The following is an 18,517-nucleotide window of genomic DNA, read 5'->3' on the forward strand; positions in this document are numbered from 1 at the left end:
TTTATGAATTTACGATATAGTCTTTTGTTTGCGATCGGCCTAGTGCTGGCCGTGAATGTTGAGGGGCAGGAGCTTGCACCGTTGCCTGCGAAGGTTAAGAAGAGTCTTGTTGGCCAGCAAGACTCAATAGCGTTGCCTGATACCTCTGCAGGGGATGTTGTGGCCGTTTATTATTCTAAGATGAAACCACCCGAGGATCGGAACAACATGCCCGTAAAGAAATTGTATGGTCGTGATTCGGCGAATATGCCGGGTACGGAAAAATTAGCTGAAATCGATCAGCAGGAGATCGATAAGATACAAAAGTTTACTCCAAAGCTTTTATTAGAGGAGAAAAGGGTAATAAAAAAATAGGCGATTGAATTTTTCCAATCGCCTATTCTCAATTATTTTACTTCCGAAACTCGGATAGTATTTGTACGTCCTTTTTCGTGTAAAGGTGTAGATGATGTGTTAATCACAATTTGTCCTTTTGATACTAGATTTTTCTCCGTTAAGAGCGTGTTTACATCTTGGATAGTTCCATCAGTACTTTCAAATTTTTCGTAAACAAATGCTCGAACACCCCAAACAAGGCTGAGCGAACGTAACAAATGTTTGTTGCCAGTGAAGATGTAGATATCAGCATCTGGTCTATAGCTTGATATTTCAAATGCTGTGTATCCAGATGATGTCATGACTGCAATTGCGGAAGCTTTAGTTTTTTGCGCTAAGAAAATAGAGGAACCGCAAATTGCATCTGGAATTTTAGTCAAATCGGTGTTTTGGTCACTCTTGTCACTATAGTAGTTGTAAGAAGTACGCTCAACATGTACGATGATTTTAGTCATTGTCTCAATAACAATTTCTGGGAATTCACCTACAGATGTTTCTCCACTCAACATTACCGCATCTGCACCATCGAGTACGGAATTGGCAACGTCGTTAACTTCGGCACGAGTAGGACGAGGAGTTGTAATCATGCTTTCGAGCATTTGGGTAGCGATGATTACTGGTTTTGAAAGGTCACGACATTTTTGAACAATGATTTTTTGTAAGCCAGGGACTTCTTCCATAGGCATTTCGACACCTAGGTCACCACGAGCTACCATGATACTGTCAGTGGCTTCTATAATGGCATCTATATTTTCAATTGCTTCTGGTTTTTCAATCTTTGCAATGATGCGAGCGTGGCTGCCCTTTTGTTTAATGATTTCTTTACATTGGTAAATGTCTTCTGCAGAGCGAACGAACGACATAGCAATCCAATCTGCGCCATGGTCAAGGGCAAAATTAAGGTTGTCCAAATCTTCTTCCGTCAGGGAAGGAATAGAAACCTTTGTGTTGGGCAGGTTGACTCCTTTTCTAGATGTCAATACACCGCCGTGTACAACCTCACAAATAACAGTATCTTTGTGATTGGTCGATAGGACTCGCAGTTGGAGTTTTCCGTCGTCTAAAAGGATAATCTCATTCTCTTGGACGTCGTTCGGGAAATTTTCATAAGTGATATAGATACGTTTTTCATCTCCAATTAATTCTTGGGTAGTAATTTCTACCTGTGAACCATTGATTAAGATGGCACCGCCCTCTTTCATTTTGCCAATTCGGATTTTAGGTCCTTGAAGATCTGCAAGGATAGCTACATTAAATCCTGTTTCAGCGTTTATTTCGTTAATCGTGTTGATCACTTTTAAGTGATCCTCTTGACTTCCATGGGAAAAATTAAGTCGACATACATCGACTCCTTTGGCAATCATGTTCGTTAGAACAGTTTTATCTGCCGATGCCGGTCCAAGGGTTGCTACTATTTTGGTCCGTTTTTGAACTTTTTTCATCCTTTATTTTTTTTAATTGTTGATGAGCGGTCGTCCGATTAATCGGGGGCTGCTTCATGTAATGTTTTTTAATATCTATCTGATTACTATTCCGTGTATTTGCATTAAATAAAAGAAATAGCGTCTTTCTTTTCTCGTTTATAAATTTGGAGTGTAGAATGTACACCTTTGGAAAAGAGTGCTAAAATATGAGATTTTCTTTAGATTTCAATATTTTAGGAACTATTTCTTTTACCATTATGATATCATTTATTCTATTTATTTGTTGAATTAGTGTATTTAGATCGTCCTCATGTATAAAATGTTTGATGACCATAAAGAAATCAAAATTGGCGATTTCAGGTATCAATATCCCTCCTTCGAGGCTTCTGTTGTTAATCAGGTAGTATTCGTATTCATAGTTTGGGTCACAATCTCTATATATTGCAAAATGGTGTTTTAATGCTGGTTTTTTATTTCGGCTTTTTTCTTGTATGATATGGTATTCGTATTCCTCTTTTGGGCCTTCCTTCGAATTTCCCTTGTGGTCCAGGTCACTTTCTTTTCCATAGATAAAGCGTAAGCCGGTGTTTTTATTTAAGAAATGGCAAAGTCTGTAATCCCGTAAAGGGGAACTGATTCCAAGGAGAACAAAATCGAGTTCTTCCTCCATGTCCATTTCCAATTTAAATACTGTTATTTTGTTCAATTTTGACGCTAAGTTTTGTACGAAAATACTATAATTTCGTGTATCTTGCGGAGATTCTATGTAAAATTTGCATTAAGAAAAGCGAATGTTTGTAAATAAAGCTAAAAGTTAGTATTATTGGATAGGATTAAGTATTAGCTCATTAGTGTATGTTTAATGGGTTAAAATCCTTATTTTTGCAGTGCCAAAAAATCAAAAGGGTTTGATAATTGGTGAAATTTAATTTTCTTTGCACAGATTTATTAAACAATTAAACTATAAAATCATGTCAGATATCGCTTCAAGAGTAAAAGCAATTATCGTTGAAAAACTAGGTGTTGATGAGAACGAAGTTACACCAGAGGCTTCATTCACCAATGATTTAGGTGCTGATTCACTTGACACTGTTGAGTTAATCATGGAGTTTGAAAAAGAATTCAACGTGGCTATTCCTGATGACCAAGCTGAAAACATTGGCACAGTAGGTCAAGCAATCGCTTATTTAGAAAAAAACGTTAACTAACTAATTTAATTAGGCCAATCATCATAAATGGAGCTTAAAAGAGTAGTAGTAACAGGGTTAGGCGCTCTTACACCACTTGGCAATACCGTTCCCGCTTATTGGGAAGGATTGATAAATGGTGTAAGCGGTGCTGCTCCTATTACAAGATTTGACGCATCGAAATTCAAGACTCAGTTTGCGTGCGAAGTGAAAGGATTCGATCCACATGATTTTATGGATCGTAAGGAAGCTCGTAAAGTTGACCCTTTTGTACAGTATGCTATTGCCTCATCTGATGAAGCAATCAAGGATGCTGGTTTAGTTTTTGAAAATTTAGATACGAATCGTATCGGAGTTATTTGGGGGTCGGGAATTGGTGGTTTGACTACTTTTGCTGACGAGGTGGCAAGTTTTGCCAAAGGAGATGGAACACCCCGTTTTAATCCTTTCTTCATCCCGAAGATGCTTGTAGATATTGCTCCTGGACATATTTCTATGCGACATGGTCTTCGCGGACCGAATTTTTCTGCTGTTTCGGCATGTGCTTCGGCGACAAATGCTATGATTGATGCTTTTAACTATATTCGTATGGGAAAAGCTGATGTCATTGTTACAGGAGGATCGGAAGCAACCATTAATGAGGCTGGAATAGGCGGATTTAATGCGATGCATGCGCTGTCAACAAGAAATGATGATCCTAAAACTGCATCTCGTCCTTTTGATAAGGACCGTGATGGCTTTGTTTCGGGCGAAGGTTCTGGTGCGATTATATTAGAGAGCCTAGAACATGCGCTAGCTCGCGGAGCTAAGATTTATGCTGAGGTTGGTGGTGGTGGTATGAGTGCTGATGCACATCATATTACAGCATCTCATCCCGAAGGATTAGGGGCCAAGCTCGCCATGACTATGGCTGTAAAGGATGCCGAATTAGATTTCTCGGATATCGATTACATTAATGTGCATGGAACTTCTACTCCTGTAGGTGATATTAGTGAGACTAAAGCAATTGTAGATTTGTTCGGTGAACATGCTTATAGATTGAATATCAGTTCTACCAAGTCGATGACAGGTCACCTTTTGGGAGCTGCCGGCGCGATAGAGTCAATTGCTTCAATTTTAGCGGTTCAACACGATATTGTGCCTCCGACAATCAACCATTTTACTGATGATCCTGAGTTGGATAATCGATTGAATTTCACTTTCAATACAGCTCAGAAGAGACAAGTAAATGCTGCAATGAGTAATACTTTTGGATTTGGTGGACACAATGCTACTGTTATTTTTAAAAAATATCAGCCATAGTTCCCATAGATAGTGGAGAGAGTTTAAACAGTGAAGACTAGCTTTTTTCTCTCTATATTTTTTTGAGCAGCATGCCCTTCTTGTGGATTTATAATTTGTATTTCTCACCGCATAGAATATATGTGCGGAAACTGAAAAACCTTCTTGGGTTCGTCCCTGATAATGTACGGCTATATCAGATGGCTTTTAGGCACAAGTCTGTGGCCGTGGCAATTAAGGAAGGTGCAAAAAATAGCAACGAGCGGTTAGAGTTTTTGGGTGATGCTGTCTTAGGTTCGGTAGTTGCTGAGCTCTTGTTTAAGAAGTATCCGTATAAGGACGAAGGATTTTTGACCGAAATGCGGTCAAAAATCGTTAGTCGTGTGAATTTGAATCAACTTTCCCGCAAGCTGGGGTTGAATGAATTAATACAGTACGATGCGCGTATGATTAGCTTTCCAAATAAGCAAGGCTCTTTGCTTGGAGACGCTTTTGAAGCACTAATCGGAGCCGTATATCTGGATAAAGGGTACCAATTTACTCGAAGTTTCCTTCTAAATAGAATTATCAAGCCACATGTTGATATTCAGCTTTTGGAAATGACGGAAACAAACTTTAAGAGCCGCCTAATAGAATGGTGTCAACATTTGGGTAAGGAGGTGCATTTTACACAGATTGACAATCCAGAAGGTGAGTCTGCTAAAATGTTCAGCATTCAGGCCGTTGTTGATAAAGAGGTTTGTGGAATAGGGCGTGACTTTAATAAGAAGAGTGCCGAAAAGCTTGCCGCCGAAAAGGCCTGTGAGTACCTCAAAATCTTCGAAGTCGAATAAACTAAATTTACGATTAACCTTTCTCTCCTTTCTTAAATTTCAATTTGATACCTTACCTTTGTCGTCATTATGGCAATAGTAAAACCATCCTTGGCTAAAGGTACGCGTGATTTTTCACCGGCCGAAATGAGCAAACGTAATTATATCTTTGATACCCTTAAATCAGTATTCCGCAAATACGGGTATCAAGAAATCCAAACACCTTCTTTTGAGAATTTGCAAACATTAACCGGTAAGTACGGTGATGAGGGGGATAAGTTGATTTTTAAAATTTTAAATTCTGGTGATTTTCTGAACAAAGCACCGGATTTGTTATTGCATGAACGCGCATCCAATAAATTAATTCCACATATTTCAGAGAAAGCATTACGGTATGATTTGACGGTTCCTTTTGCGCGTTATGTGGTCATGCGTCAAAATGAGATAGCATTGCCATTTAAGCGATTTCAAATTCAACCGGTATGGCGTGCGGATCGTCCACAACGTGGACGCTATCGGGAGTTTTTTCAGTGTGATGTGGATGTTGTAGGGTCGGATAGCTTATTGAACGAGGCCGAATTTGTGCTGATTTATCATGAGGCATTAAAGGCACTTGGTCTGAATGATTTTACCATTAAAATCAATAATCGTAAAGTGCTATCAGGCATTGCTGAAATTCTTGGCAAACCTGAGTTGATTGTCGATATGACTGTTGCTATCGATAAGTTGGATAAAATTGGGCTGGAGGGTGTTAACAAGGAGCTGTTAGCGCGTGGTTTTACTAGTGAGGATTTGAACGTTTTGCGTCCCATTATTTTGTTGGAAGGCTCGACTTCTTCAAAAATCGAACAGTTGAAGGAAGTGTTGGGTAGTTCGGAGATAGGATTGCGAGGTATCTCGGAATTGGAAGAGGTATTTGATTATTTAAATAGCCTGGATGTTTCTCAAGAGGTATTCGGTCAATTTGTTGAGCTGGATATAACGCTTGCTCGTGGGCTGAACTACTATACGGGGAGTATTTTCGAAGTGAAGACCAATGAGGTTGCCATGGGGAGTATAGGCGGAGGGGGGCGTTATGATGATTTGACTGGTATGTTTGGTTTGAAGGGCTTGACAGGAGTGGGGGTGTCATTTGGAGCTGATCGTATTTACGACGTCCTAGAGGAGCTTGGCCTCTATCCTGAAAATGAGTCTGTAAATACGAAGTTGCTGATTATCAATTTCGATAAAGCGACGGAGGCATTTACGCTTCCTTTGGTGCACCGATTGCGGAAGGCCGGTGTAGCAACGGAGTTATATCCACAGGCTGCCAAGCTTAAGAAGCAAATGAGCTATGCTGATGATAAGCGGATTCCTTTTGTGTTGCTTGTTGGAGAAGAAGAGGTGTCTTCGGGATTACTTTCCTTAAAAGATATGGAGACTGGTGCGCAACAGAAAATAACAGAAGACGAGCTAATGAAGCTGTTAAAATAGCAGCTGTAAGATAATAGTTTTGCAAAGCGACCATTTGATGAAATAATCAAATGGTCGCTTTGCTTTTTGTAAAAATATATCGTTGAGTGTGAGGTGTTATCCTGATGTTAAAATTTGTTAATATGCTTTGAATCCTGTAATTGGATTGTTTTCGCACTGTAATAAAATTGTGCTCGATAACAAAAATGTTGTAAATATTGATTAGATTTGTAGTCAGTTAAGTCAGAAATTCAATACTTGAAAATGAGTTCAACACCTATAACAAAAGAGACATATTTGGAGTGGTATAAATCCATGCTACTCATCCGTAAATTCGAGGAAAAAACAGGTCAACTTTATGGTCAACAAAAAATTCGTGGGTTCTGTCACCTTTATATCGGACAGGAAGCTGTAGTTGCGGGTACAATGTCCGTAATCGGACCTGAAGATTCGTTGATTACTGCGTATCGCGATCACGCACATGCACTGGCAAAAGGCGTATCTGCAGATGCTTGTATGGCAGAAATGTATGGTAAGTCAACTGGCTGTTCTAAAGGTAAAGGTGGTTCTATGCACTTTTTCTCAAAGGAACATAAGATGATGGGTGGACATGGTATCGTTGGTGGACAAATTCCATTGGGAGCCGGTATTGCTTTTGCTGAGAAATATTTAGGAACAAATAATGTAAACGTTTGTTATATGGGTGACGGAGCGGTGCGTCAGGGAGCTTTTAACGAAACTCTCAATATGGCTATGCTTTGGAAACTTCCTGTGATCTTTGTTTGTGAAAACAATGGTTATGCGATGGGTACTTCTGTTGAACGTACAACAAACATGATTGATATTTATAAGATGGGCCACGGTTTTGATATGCCTTCTGCAGCTGTAGATGGTATGGATGTGGTAGCGGTTCACAATGCGATGGACGAGGCTGTTCAACGTGCTCGTGCGGGTGAGGGGCCAACGTTCTTGGAAATCCGCACTTATCGGTACAAAGGACACTCGATGTCTGACCCTGCGAAGTATCGTACAAAGGAAGAGTTGGAAGAGTATAAAGGTCGTGATCCATTATTGGCTACGAAACATGCTATCTTGGAAAATAACTATGCTGATGATGCTTGGTTTGCAGCAGTAGAGGCCGATGTGAAGAAAGTTGTAGATGATTCTGTGAAATTTGCTGAAGAATCTCCTTTTCCTGATGCTTCTGAAATTTACAAAGACGTATACGTTCAAGAGGACTATCCTTTTGTGATGGATTAATTGACAATTACTTTAACTAAATATAATTAAGTAACGAAATGGCTGAAGTAGTAAAAATGCCTAAAATGAGTGACACCATGACTGAAGGTGTTATTGCAAAATGGCACAAAAAAGTTGGTGACAAAGTAAATTCCGGAGATCTCGTTGCCGAGATTGAAACCGATAAGGCGACGATGGATTTTGAATCCTATCAGGAAGGTACATTATTATATATCGGACCTAAAGAAGGCGAAGCTGTACCAATCGATGCCGTTATTGCTGTTCTTGGAGAAGAGGGAGAAGACTACAAAGCGTTATTAGACGGCGAGAGTGCTCCAGCTACTGACGATAAAAAGGAAGAAAAGCAGGAAGAAGTATCTGCCCCGGCTGAAGAGTCTGGTGAGACAGTTAGCGCCGAAGATTTGGGTGTGACAGTCATTACTATGCCTCTTTTGAGTGATACAATGACGGAGGGAGTAATTGCCCAGTGGAACTTTAAAATAGGTGATTCGATCAAATCTGACGATGCTATTGCAGATGTAGAGACCGATAAAGCTACGATGGAAGTGACAGCTTATGCTGAAGGTACATTATTGTACGTCGGATTAGAAGCAGGGCAAGCGGCCAAAGTAAATGATATTATTGCCATCGTTGGCCCTGCGGGGACAGATGTGACTCCATTGTTGAATCAAAAATCTGCATCATCGAAAGCTCCAGTTGAAGCTAAAGAAACCAAGACTGAGGAACCTGCTAAAGCAGTAGCTGAAAGTACAACAACAGCTTCGTCTTCCTCAGATGATTCTAGAGTGAAGGCATCTCCATTGGCTCGTAAAATTGCTAAAGAAAAAGGAATTAACCTCAATGATGTAAAAGGTTCTGCGGATGGCGGACGTATTGTGAAGAAGGATGTTGAGTCATTTGTGCCGACAGCTAAGCCTGCGGCAGCCTCAGCGCCAAGTACCTCTGCTTCAGAAGCCAAGACAATCACGCTGCCAACATTTGTTGGGGAAGAACGTTATACAGAACAGCCTGTATCTCAGATGCGCAAAACAATCGCGCGTCGTTTGGGAGAAAGCTTGTTTACTGCACCTCACTTCTATCTGACGATTAGCATTGATATGGATAATGCGATTGCTGCTAGAGCTCAAATAAACGAAGTGGCGCCAGTCAAGGTGTCATTCAATGATATTATCATCAAAGCAGCTGCCGTAGCTTTGAAAAAGCACCCGGCGGTGAACTCATCATGGGGTGGAGATAAGATCCGCTTCAATGAGCATACAAATATCGGTGTGGCAATAGCTGTAGAAGATGGCTTATTGGTGCCTGTCGTTCGTTTTGCAGATGGTAAATCGTTGTCTCATATATCAGCAGAGGTGAAAGATTTTGCTCAAAAAGCGAAGTCTAAGAAACTTCAACCCTCTGATTGGGAAGGGTCGACATTTACAGTGTCTAACTTAGGAATGTTTGGTATTGATGAATTTACATCAATTATCAATTCACCTGATGGCGCTATTCTTTCTGTCGGCGCTATTCAAGCAATACCTGTCGTTAAAAACGGCGCCGTTGTTCCTGGAAATATTATGAAGTTGACTTTAGGATGTGATCATAGAGTTGTGGATGGGGCTACAGGAGCTGCCTTCCTTCAAACTTTGAAAGCATTGGTCGAAAATCCTGTTAGATTACTAGCATAATTACGGGATACCATTATATGAAAAGCCACTTTAGAAATAAAGTGGCTTTTTTTGTTGGTGGCGACACCATTGGGTATGTTTTATTGAACGCTCAATTTGTATTGGTATTTGTGACATGATTTTATGAGCGTTTTATTTGGGGGTTACAGACTAATTCGTTATTTTTTCACATTATAGATATATACCATAAAATTTTAAAGAAAAGCTAGTGAAATTGATTGTTGCGAAAGTATTATTGGGTTTAAGTATTATTAGTTTAGTGGCCTGCACATCCGCAGAGGAGCGGAAAATTAAGGAGGAAAAAAGTCAAGCAGAACAGGACAGCCTTCGATTGGTTTATAATCCGAATGAGGAGGATAAGAATGTAGATGCATTTATGCAGAATTTACATAAACGAGCTGGCTTTAATGGGAACGTGCTGGTCGCGAAAAAAGGAAAGATAATTTATCAAAAATCCTTTGGATGGGCTGATTACCTCTTGAAGGACAGTTTGAATCTACAGTCTCAATTTGAACTTGCATCGGTGACAAAGCCAATGACCTCGATTGCTGTTCTTAAATTGGTAGAAGAAGGGAAATTGAAGTTGGATCAGACGGTAAATGATTTTTTTCCAGATTTTCCGTACGAAGGAATTACCATTAAGATGCTTCTAACACATCGCTCAGGATTACCCAATTATGTATATTTCACTGACGGAGTCTGGAAGGATAAGAAGAAAGGAATGACCAATATGGATGCTATTCAGCTCTTGACAGAGTATAAGCCAGGGAGATATGGAAAACCTGACGGAAGGTTTCATTATAATAATAGCAATTATATGGTCTTGGGAGGAATTATCGAAAAAGTATCCAAGCAGGATTTTGCAGTATATATGAGTGAAAATGTATTTGGACCTGCAGGAATGAAACATACCGCGGCGTACTCAAAAGCTGTTTACGAAAAAATTCCGACCAAGGTGATTGGGCATGATAAAGTTTGGAGGCGTTCCGTAGTCCAGAATTTCTTAGATGGGCCTTTGGGAGACAAAGGCATATACAGTACTGTTCAGGATATGTTCCTGTTAGATATTGCTCTTAAAGAAGGACGGCTATTGAAGTCTGAGACATTGGATTCTGCATACGTTCCTCGTAACGATTCGCAGAAAAAGAGTGTATTTGGATATGGATATGGGTGGCGAACATTTAATCATCAAGATCAACATATTGTGTATCATACCGGTTGGTGGCATGGATTTCGTAATTTATACGTACGAGACCTCAAAAATGACGTAACTATCGTATTGTTGTCTAATATGGCTAATGGTAGTTTGGTAAAGTTGGATGAGTTGTATAAAATTTTGGGAATGCCTATCCTTCGTAAGAACGCCTACAATTCGGACGGTGATTTTATGGTGGATTAGATAAGGTTGCAAAGTATTTTGGAATGAATAAGAAAACATTGATTATTGGTGCTAGTACCAATCCGGAACGCTACTCTTACAAGGCGGCCCATATGCTGAGCCAGTACGGACATAGTATTATAAACGTTGGAATAAAAAAGGGGGAAGTAGCTGGTCAACCTATTGAACCAGCGACAACTATATATGATGATATTGATACAGTGACCATGTATATGGGCGCCCAAAATCAAAAGCCGTTGTACGATTACATCTTGGAGCTTCATCCTAAGCGGATTATCTTTAATCCGGGTGCTGAAAATACCGAATTGCAGCTGCTCGCCGAGTCAAATGGTATTACTGTGGAGAATGCTTGTACGCTCGTGCTACTCCGTACAGGTCAGTATTAATTTTCAGGATCGTTGGTATCTCTGATGTATTCTGTCGGATTGACACCAAATTGCTTTTTGAATTCTTTACTGAAGTACTTCCGGTCGCTGAATCCGACTTCATATGCCACTTCGACAATGGTATACAATCCGGTTTTTAACATTTTTGAAGCTTGATTCATGCGTATGGATTTAATAAAATTTATAATGGATAAATTGGTCATGGCTTTAATTTTCCTATTTAATATAGGATGACTCATTCCTAACTCCTTGCATAGAAAATCAACAGATAGCTCTTCGTCTGCTAAATGTAAGTTAATAATATGAATGGCTTTCGTTAGGAACGCATCATCATCTTTGTTGATAGTGGATCTTTTTTCAATGAATTTTTCCAAATTAAAGGATTTTCTATTTTTCTCGGAAAGTGCAAGTAAATTACGAATGGTCAATAAGAGGTAGTCACGATCGAAAGGTTTGACGAGATAGACATCTGCACCATGTTCGAGACCTTCTATCTGTTTTTCGAGATTGCCCAATGCTGTCAATAGTACAATGGGTATGTGACTGGTTTTGGTTTCTGTTTTTAGTCTCTGACAGAGCTCGAGCCCAGATATTCCTGGCATCATCACATCACTTAATATGAGGTCTGGGATTTCCTCTTGCGCTTTCTGTATACCATCGAGACCATTGTATGCAACAGATACCTTGTAAAGTCCTGACAACATATCTACTAACATATTGTTTAAATCAGGATTGTCTTCAACGATAAGAAGTGACAAATTCGTCTGTTCTTGTAATGGATTTCTATTATGGCTTTCGAATCGGCTTGTCGAATATATTTTATCTTTGGTGAGAATATTGATGTGCTTTTTGTCTTGCAAATGCGTGATACCCTTCAGAAGCTTGATTCGAAAAGTAGTATTGCTGGAATTGTAGGGCCTGTGTTTTTCATGGTACGCACTAATCGTGCCTCCGTGGAGATTAACCAATATTTTGGATAAAGCGAGGCCAATACCTGTCCCATCATGTGACAGTTGGCTATCAGGAGTTCGGTAATACTGTTCGAATATTTTATCAAGGTTGTCCATTGGTATTGCTATACCCGTGTTTCTAACATAGATATTGATGTCGGTATCAGATTCTGCTAAAGAAATGGAAATGGAACCACCGGTGTGGCTATACTTGATGGCGTTGGATATGAGGTTGTAGATGATCTTTTCAAATTGAATCCTGTCGAAGAAAACATTGTTTTGAATATTAGGGACGTCAATATTATATTGAATTTCTTTTTCCCTAGCTAAATCTAGAAAAACATGGCTTATCTCGGTCAGGAATTCGGATAGATTGTAATTATAAACATTTAGGTGTAAGCTATTCTCTTCTATCTTTCGAAAGTCCAATAATTCATTGATGAGGGACAATAGCCTGTTGGTGTTTTTTTCCATGGCCATCAACTTACCCTGTACGTGTTCATTTGCTTTGGTCTCTTTTAAGAGCTGCTTTAAAGGATGTGTTATTAAGGTAAGTGGCGTGCGTATTTCATGGGAGATATAGGAAAAGAAGTTGATTTTGGCCTGATGATCTTTTTCTGATTTGAGTAAAAGCGCGCGTTCTATCAAAAATCGGTTTAAGAGATATATTATGCCGATGATGACTGTTATGTAAATAAGATATGCCCACCAGGTCTTCCATATAGGGGGGAGAATTGTTAGTGTTAGGGTTGTCGTATTAGACCATATACCATCATTGTTTGCTCCTTTTACATTTAAGATATAATCTCCGGGAACCAGATTCATATAGGTAGCGGTGGGCGTGTCTGTAAATACCCAATCTGGGTCGAGACCTGCTAATTGATACGCATATTTGTTTTTTTCCGATTTGATGTAGTTTAGGAGCGCAAAGTCGATAGAAATTACATTTTGGGAATGTGCTAGTTCTATATTGGTCAGCAAGGATATATCTTTATTTAGAATATGGGTACTGTCGCCAATCTCGACATTTTTATTGAATAGGCGGAGTTTTGTGAAATAGACTTTTTGTTTTTCTAAATTGTATTTGATTTCATTAGGATCGAATTTGATTAATCCATTGAGCGTTCCGAAAAGCAATTCATTATTGGTTGCGGACAAATAGGAGTTTTTGTTGAATTCATTTGATGGTAAGCCGTCTACCGTGGTTAATAGATGTTCGGAATTTGTACTTGGGTTGTAGGATACTATCCCATTGGGGGTGCTAACCCAAATATTGTCGCCAGATTTTAGGACGGAAAGTAAATTAATGGCTGACTTGATAGGATAGTATGTTAACTGTCGGCTTTTGATGTCATATTTTGCTATTTTACCTACGGTAGTTCCACACCAGACGATCTTTCCTTGTTCCAAGAAAATACTGTTGAAGGTAATGTCACGGGTCTGTTCAATGAGATAGATTCTTTCTTTTATTTTATGGAACAATCCGGAGCTTGTGGCAATTAGGAACTCTTTAGGTCCTATCTCTGTAATTTTGGATATGAGTAGTCCTTGGGTTTCTTTGTATATTTTACTTATTTTTTTGTTTTGTTCATCAAATAGAAATAGTCCACTATTAGTACCAATCCATAGATTTTTTTCGGAGTCTTTTAAGATTGAGTATACATTGTTGACGGGATTTAGAATATTATTTTGATCGATAAGGTAGTGTTCTACCTGACCTGTCTTTTTATTAAGTTTATTAAATCCTCCATTGTAGGTGCCTATATATACCATGTTGTCATAGGTAAAGACGTCCTTTATGAGGTTGGAAGAAAGTTGACGATTGTAATGTTCAATAGTCTGATTGTCCTTTCTGATAAAATTTAGGCCTTCTTCTTCGGTTCCAATCCAATATCCTTGGGAATCTTCTGCAATGCCACTAACGATGTTGCTGCTAATAGAGTTATAAGATTCGGTGGGGCGATATATTAGAAAGGGAGAATTGGAATTGTATATGACATTTATCCCTCCGAAGTAGGTGCCAAGCCATATATTTTGTTGTCGGTCAATAAGGATGTCATAAATCGAATTCTGGCTTAGGCTTTGATTATGGCCAACTTCGTGTTTGTAGGTGGCGAGGGTGGAAGTGGAATCTATTACTGATAATCCTTTTAGCGTACCAATCATTATCTCTTTGGCGGAGGTTTTGATTATTTTTCTAATCCTGTTGCTGGCTAGTTTGGAGTTTTGTTGATTCCATTGGATAAAAGTATGGGTTGCTGGTGTGTACCTTACTATACCCGAATTGAATGTACCTAACCAGATGTGGTTGTTGTCTTTAAAAATGGTGGTAACATAGTCATTGAACTGTTGGTAGATTTTTTGATGAATGTTTGGGTTAATATGGAAGTTCATCTTAGGATTAATGGTATAGTATCCTTTGTTTGAACTTATTGTAGTGCTGTTTTCATCTGCATGTATGGCTTTGATTTCTTCTCCATATAGATGGGATGTGAATGTTGTATCTCCTTTGGCTATGGTGAGTATATTCAATCCTTTATTGGTTCCTACGGCTATTTTTTTATCCCTCAATAGCTGGATGGCTGAGATGACGTTGCCTATCAGTTTTGTTTTGTCGGTATAGTGATAACGTCGACCTGTGACTTGGTCAAAAACAAAGAGTCCGGTAGAAGTTCCAATAATTACATTGTCGGTTGCATCTACGGTTATGGCATTGATGTAAAATGGATTTGGAGAAGCGAGTAGATGACTCAAGGGGTGAAATTTCACTCCGTCGTATTTGTAGAATTGATAACCGCCTCCCAGCCATAGGAATCCCTTACTATCTTGACCAATTGTCAGGATGGGGGTTCGAGCAATTCCCTGTTTTTCGTTGAACTGGTGAAAGATTCTTTTTTGCTGTGCATGACCTGCCGTGATGAGTACAAGTTGAGCTGTTAGGAAAATCAGTGTAAAGACTGATTTTAAATTGATTATTAGCATGATGAATCCTGGTTGTTGGGTCGGTTAGCATGTGCTTATGCCGTAAATCTACAACTTATTTCACGGACTGCGGTGTTGGGCTAAAGAATTATTACCCCTATTTTTTTTGAAAATTACCCCCTTACAAGCCGTCTGGCATTCTACATTTGATTCATATACCAGTTATTAAAGGATAACTAAAGCATTATAAACTAAATCAAATTTTATGAACAACATTTACAAATGGCTAGCCACGTTATGGCTAATCGGTATGTCTCTATTTGCTCTTGGTCAAGAAAAGAGTATTGTTCGGGGGACAGTAAAAAGCGAACTGGGAGAAGTTTTGTCTGGTGTGACGGTCTCTATCAAGGGTACGGCTATAGCAGCTTCTTCAGATGCGAACGGGATTTTTCAAATCTCAGCGGGAGGTAAAGATGTATTGGTGGTGAAGTATATTGGGTATACTTCTCTTGAAGAGGCTATACGTGGAAGGAATAGGTTAGATATTACTTTGCGTAGTGTTCAGTCGGAGATCGATGAGGTGGTTGTAGTGGGGTATGGTACACAGAAGAAAGTCAATCTAACGAGCTCTGTCTCGACGATAGATGAAAAGGTATTTGAGTCTCGACCTATTTCGAATGTGATGTCTGCAATGCAGGGAGCAGCCCCCGGGCTGGTGATAACAAGAGGTGGTGGGCAACCAGGTGCGGAGGGGTTCTCTACAAGTATACGGGGCGAGCTCTCAACAAGTAACTCTGGACCATTGGTATTGATAGATGGAGTTCCTGGATCTTTAACATACACTAATCCAGATGATATTGCTAATATTTCGATTCTTAAAGATGCGTCGGCAACAGCCATCTATGGATCTAGGGGGGCGGCAGGTGTCATTTTGGTAACTACTAAGTCTGGGAAAGGCAAACCTAAATTGAGCTACCAAGGAATGTGGACAGCGAAGACATTGGGTATGTTTCCGGAGCGAATAAATAGCTGGGAGGAGGCCGAAATGCAGAATCTAGCACGGGTTAATGCAGGACAATCTCCAGATTGGACGGAAGAGCTTATTAATTTAATGAAGGATCCGAACCAGTATTATCGTGTTAATCCTACTAATCCGACAGCTTACCAGTATTTCGGCAATTACGATTACCCGAAATTGCTGTTGAAGGATAAAGCTACTCGTTTAAATCATAACCTATCGTTGTCTGGAAGTACTGATAAAGACAACTACCTATTCTCCTTGGGATATGTGAAGGACAAGGGAATCTTTAAGGTGGGACCGGATGACTATAATCGATTGAATGCACGATTTAATTATAATAGAACGCTTACTGATAAACTAAGTGTCAGTTCAAAAGTTGTTTTTAGCCGATCGGAACGAAACTCAAGTATCCTAGGTGCTACGAATGATTATGGTCTAATCTATAACATCGTTTCTTCAAGGAGTATCAGCCCAATTTATCTGCCAGGAAGTGATGATAAACTATATGCTGCAGGTAGCGCGGCTGGAGAGACTGTAGGTCTGCTTAAAGATGGGGGACGTAACCATAATGTGGCGCAGGAAATAGGAGCTACTTTTGAGGCTAGTGCGATAGATATTTTGACGCAGGGGTTGAACTTCAGGGTATTGTATAGCCCTCGCCTTATTGTGGACAGTGATAATAATACAAGAATTCCGGTGCCGATGTATAATTTGAATGGTCGGACTGGCTGGGCAGGGGGTATCAATTTGAATTCGAGTATAAAGGGGCGTGGATTGACGATTTCCAATAACTGGCAGTTTATTGGTGAGTACATTCGTACTTTTAATCAAAAGCATGAGGTGCTGGCACGAGCAGGACATCGATATGACGACTACCGCTATGATTACACTTTTGCTTCTGCTTCGAATCTTCCAGTGGATGATGTGTTGGCCTTGTCACAATTTAATGATAAGAATAACACCAGCGTCTCGGATAATATTCAGACCAATGCATTGCTTTCGTTTTTTGGAACGGCACAGTACGTATTCGATCAGAAATACATTGTACAAGGAACCTTGAATAGAGAGGGAAGTTCGAGACTTTCTCCATTGAATCGATGGATTACGTATCCAGGTGTGTCGGCGGGATGGCGTATTAATAATGAATCGTGGTTTGAAGGGGCTAAGGGATTGGTGAGTGAGTTAAAGTTGCGGACATCGTGGGGTAAGCAGGCGAACGATCCTAACAGTGACAACCCTCGTTTATCCAACTACGATTATATAAGTAGGCTGTCGAAAGGAGATGCTTATCCTTTTAACAATATCAGGAATACATATTATTGGATTGGCAACGCGCCATCACCACTGCGGACATGGGAACGGGTGACTAATACGGATGTAGGGTTGGATTTTACTACTTTGAATAGGCGTTTGGAGGGGTCGTTCTCCTATTTTTGGAGGGAAACAAACGGTACGTATGGGGTGATACCTCAGCCTGGAGTCTTCGGAATAGGAAGTCCAAGTACCAACGTTGGTGACTTCAAGTCGTGGGGATGGGAGCTAAGCCTAGGCTGGAAAGATAAAATAGGTGATGAATTTGACTATTTTGTATCGGCCAATGTATCGGATAACAACAACAAGGTATTGAAGTATGCGAATCGTAATACAATTGGACTAGGACTGACATCTGTTTTGGAAGGGTACGCGAAGAACTCAATCTTTGGTTATCGAACGGATGGGTATTTCCAAAATGCAGACGAAATTGCTAATAATAAGGTCAATCATCAAAATCCTAATCTTGCAGCAGGGGATATCCGATACGTGGACGTCAATGGAGATAATATTATCTCCAGTGGGAAGGGTAATTTGGAGGACTCTGGCGATTTGGTCTATCTGGGAACCCAGAACCCAAGATATTCTTTTGGCGTTAATTTAGGGTTTAACTATAAGGGTTTTGATTTCAGTGCATTTATTCAAGGAGTCGGCAAACGTCAGTTTTTACTGCCGTCTATCTTGACGGTACCGTATACGGAGAGTTGGCGACAGGCTTGGGCTATCCACAAGGATTATTGGACTCCCGACAATCCCGATGCTATGTTTCCGCGTCCAGTGATGGGAGGGGGCAGTAATACCCGAATTTCGGATAAATGGGTGGTAAATGGTGCTTACGCGAGATTGAAAAATGTACAATTGGGCTACACTATTCCGCAAAGTATATCTAAAAAGGCAGCGGTTGATAGAATGCGGGTATTTTTCTCCGGAGAGGATCTGTTTGAGACAACGAAATCATGGCATCCATATTATGATCCGGAGACGCCTAACGGACAGGCGTTTGGATATCCATTTTTCCGTTCATTCACATTTGGGGTAAATGTTTCATTCTAAAAATGTAGAGAAAT

General features: G+C 39.9%; 13 protein-coding genes. 10 read left to right on the plus strand and 3 right to left on the minus strand.

Annotated features, from left to right (window positions below; genetic code table 11):
- The first annotated feature begins 3 nt into the window (after positions 1-3).
- Positions 4-354 carry a hypothetical protein gene (locus tag OQ289_RS02830; RefSeq protein ID WP_033563438.1) on the plus strand — a complete coding sequence of 117 codons (351 nt, stop codon included), beginning with the start codon at positions 4-6 and terminating at the stop codon, positions 352-354.
- Between the two features lie 32 nt (positions 355-386).
- Here OQ289_RS02830 and pyk read toward each other — a convergent pair whose 3' ends face one another.
- A complete protein-coding gene (gene pyk, locus OQ289_RS02835; RefSeq protein ID WP_270089356.1) occupies positions 387-1,817 on the minus strand; it encodes a pyruvate kinase in 1,431 nt (476 codons plus the stop codon).
- A 181-nt stretch (positions 1,818-1,998) separates the two neighbouring features.
- Positions 1,999-2,505, minus strand: coding sequence for an IPExxxVDY family protein (locus OQ289_RS02840; RefSeq protein ID WP_270089357.1), 507 nt, complete (start codon positions 2,503-2,505; stop codon positions 1,999-2,001).
- A gap of 265 nt (positions 2,506-2,770) precedes the next feature.
- On the opposite strand from OQ289_RS02840, the gene OQ289_RS02845 reads away from it, so the two are divergent.
- The 8 genes from OQ289_RS02845 (at position 2,771) to OQ289_RS02880 (ending at position 11,246) form a co-directional block, all read left to right on the plus strand.
- Positions 2,771-3,007, plus strand: a complete 237-nt coding sequence (locus tag OQ289_RS02845) for an acyl carrier protein (protein ID WP_033563902.1) — start codon at positions 2,771-2,773, stop codon at positions 3,005-3,007.
- A 27-nt stretch (positions 3,008-3,034) separates the two neighbouring features.
- Positions 3,035-4,288, plus strand: coding sequence for a beta-ketoacyl-ACP synthase II (gene fabF, locus OQ289_RS02850; RefSeq protein WP_033563435.1), 1,254 nt, complete (start codon positions 3,035-3,037; stop codon positions 4,286-4,288).
- 71 nt (positions 4,289-4,359) lie between these two features.
- A complete protein-coding gene (gene rnc / locus OQ289_RS02855) occupies positions 4,360-5,100 on the plus strand; it encodes a ribonuclease III (protein WP_270089358.1) in 741 nt (246 codons plus the stop codon).
- A 69-nt stretch (positions 5,101-5,169) separates the two neighbouring features.
- Positions 5,170-6,552, plus strand: coding sequence for a histidine--tRNA ligase (hisS, locus tag OQ289_RS02860; RefSeq protein WP_270089359.1), 1,383 nt, complete (start codon positions 5,170-5,172; stop codon positions 6,550-6,552).
- Between the two features lie 243 nt (positions 6,553-6,795).
- Positions 6,796-7,791, plus strand: coding sequence for a pyruvate dehydrogenase (acetyl-transferring) E1 component subunit alpha (gene pdhA, locus OQ289_RS02865; RefSeq protein WP_033563433.1), 996 nt, complete (start codon positions 6,796-6,798; stop codon positions 7,789-7,791).
- Positions 7,792-7,829: 38 nt separating this feature from the next.
- Positions 7,830-9,461 carry a pyruvate dehydrogenase complex dihydrolipoamide acetyltransferase gene (locus OQ289_RS02870; RefSeq protein WP_270089360.1) on the plus strand — a complete coding sequence of 544 codons (1,632 nt, stop codon included), beginning with the start codon at positions 7,830-7,832 and terminating at the stop codon, positions 9,459-9,461.
- A 208-nt stretch (positions 9,462-9,669) separates the two neighbouring features.
- Positions 9,670-10,860, plus strand: coding sequence for a serine hydrolase domain-containing protein (locus tag OQ289_RS02875; RefSeq protein WP_270089361.1), 1,191 nt, complete (start codon positions 9,670-9,672; stop codon positions 10,858-10,860).
- A gap of 23 nt (positions 10,861-10,883) precedes the next feature.
- A complete protein-coding gene (locus tag OQ289_RS02880; protein ID WP_270089362.1) occupies positions 10,884-11,246 on the plus strand; it encodes a CoA-binding protein in 363 nt (120 codons plus the stop codon).
- On the opposite strand, the gene OQ289_RS02885 is transcribed toward OQ289_RS02880, so the two are convergent.
- Positions 11,243-15,178, minus strand: coding sequence for a hybrid sensor histidine kinase/response regulator transcription factor (locus tag OQ289_RS02885; protein WP_270089363.1), 3,936 nt, complete (start codon positions 15,176-15,178; stop codon positions 11,243-11,245). The two genes, OQ289_RS02880 and OQ289_RS02885, sit on opposite strands and share 4 nt — an antisense overlap.
- 205 nt (positions 15,179-15,383) lie before the next feature.
- On the opposite strand from OQ289_RS02885, the gene OQ289_RS02890 reads away from it, so the two are divergent.
- Positions 15,384-18,503 carry a SusC/RagA family TonB-linked outer membrane protein gene (locus tag OQ289_RS02890; RefSeq protein ID WP_270089364.1) on the plus strand — a complete coding sequence of 1,040 codons (3,120 nt, stop codon included), beginning with the start codon at positions 15,384-15,386 and terminating at the stop codon, positions 18,501-18,503.
- Positions 18,504-18,517 lie beyond the last annotated feature (14 nt).

The sequence above is a fragment of the Sphingobacterium sp. SYP-B4668 genome (assembly GCF_027627455.1).
In the GTDB taxonomy this organism is placed as follows: Bacteria; Bacteroidota; Bacteroidia; order Sphingobacteriales; family Sphingobacteriaceae; genus Sphingobacterium.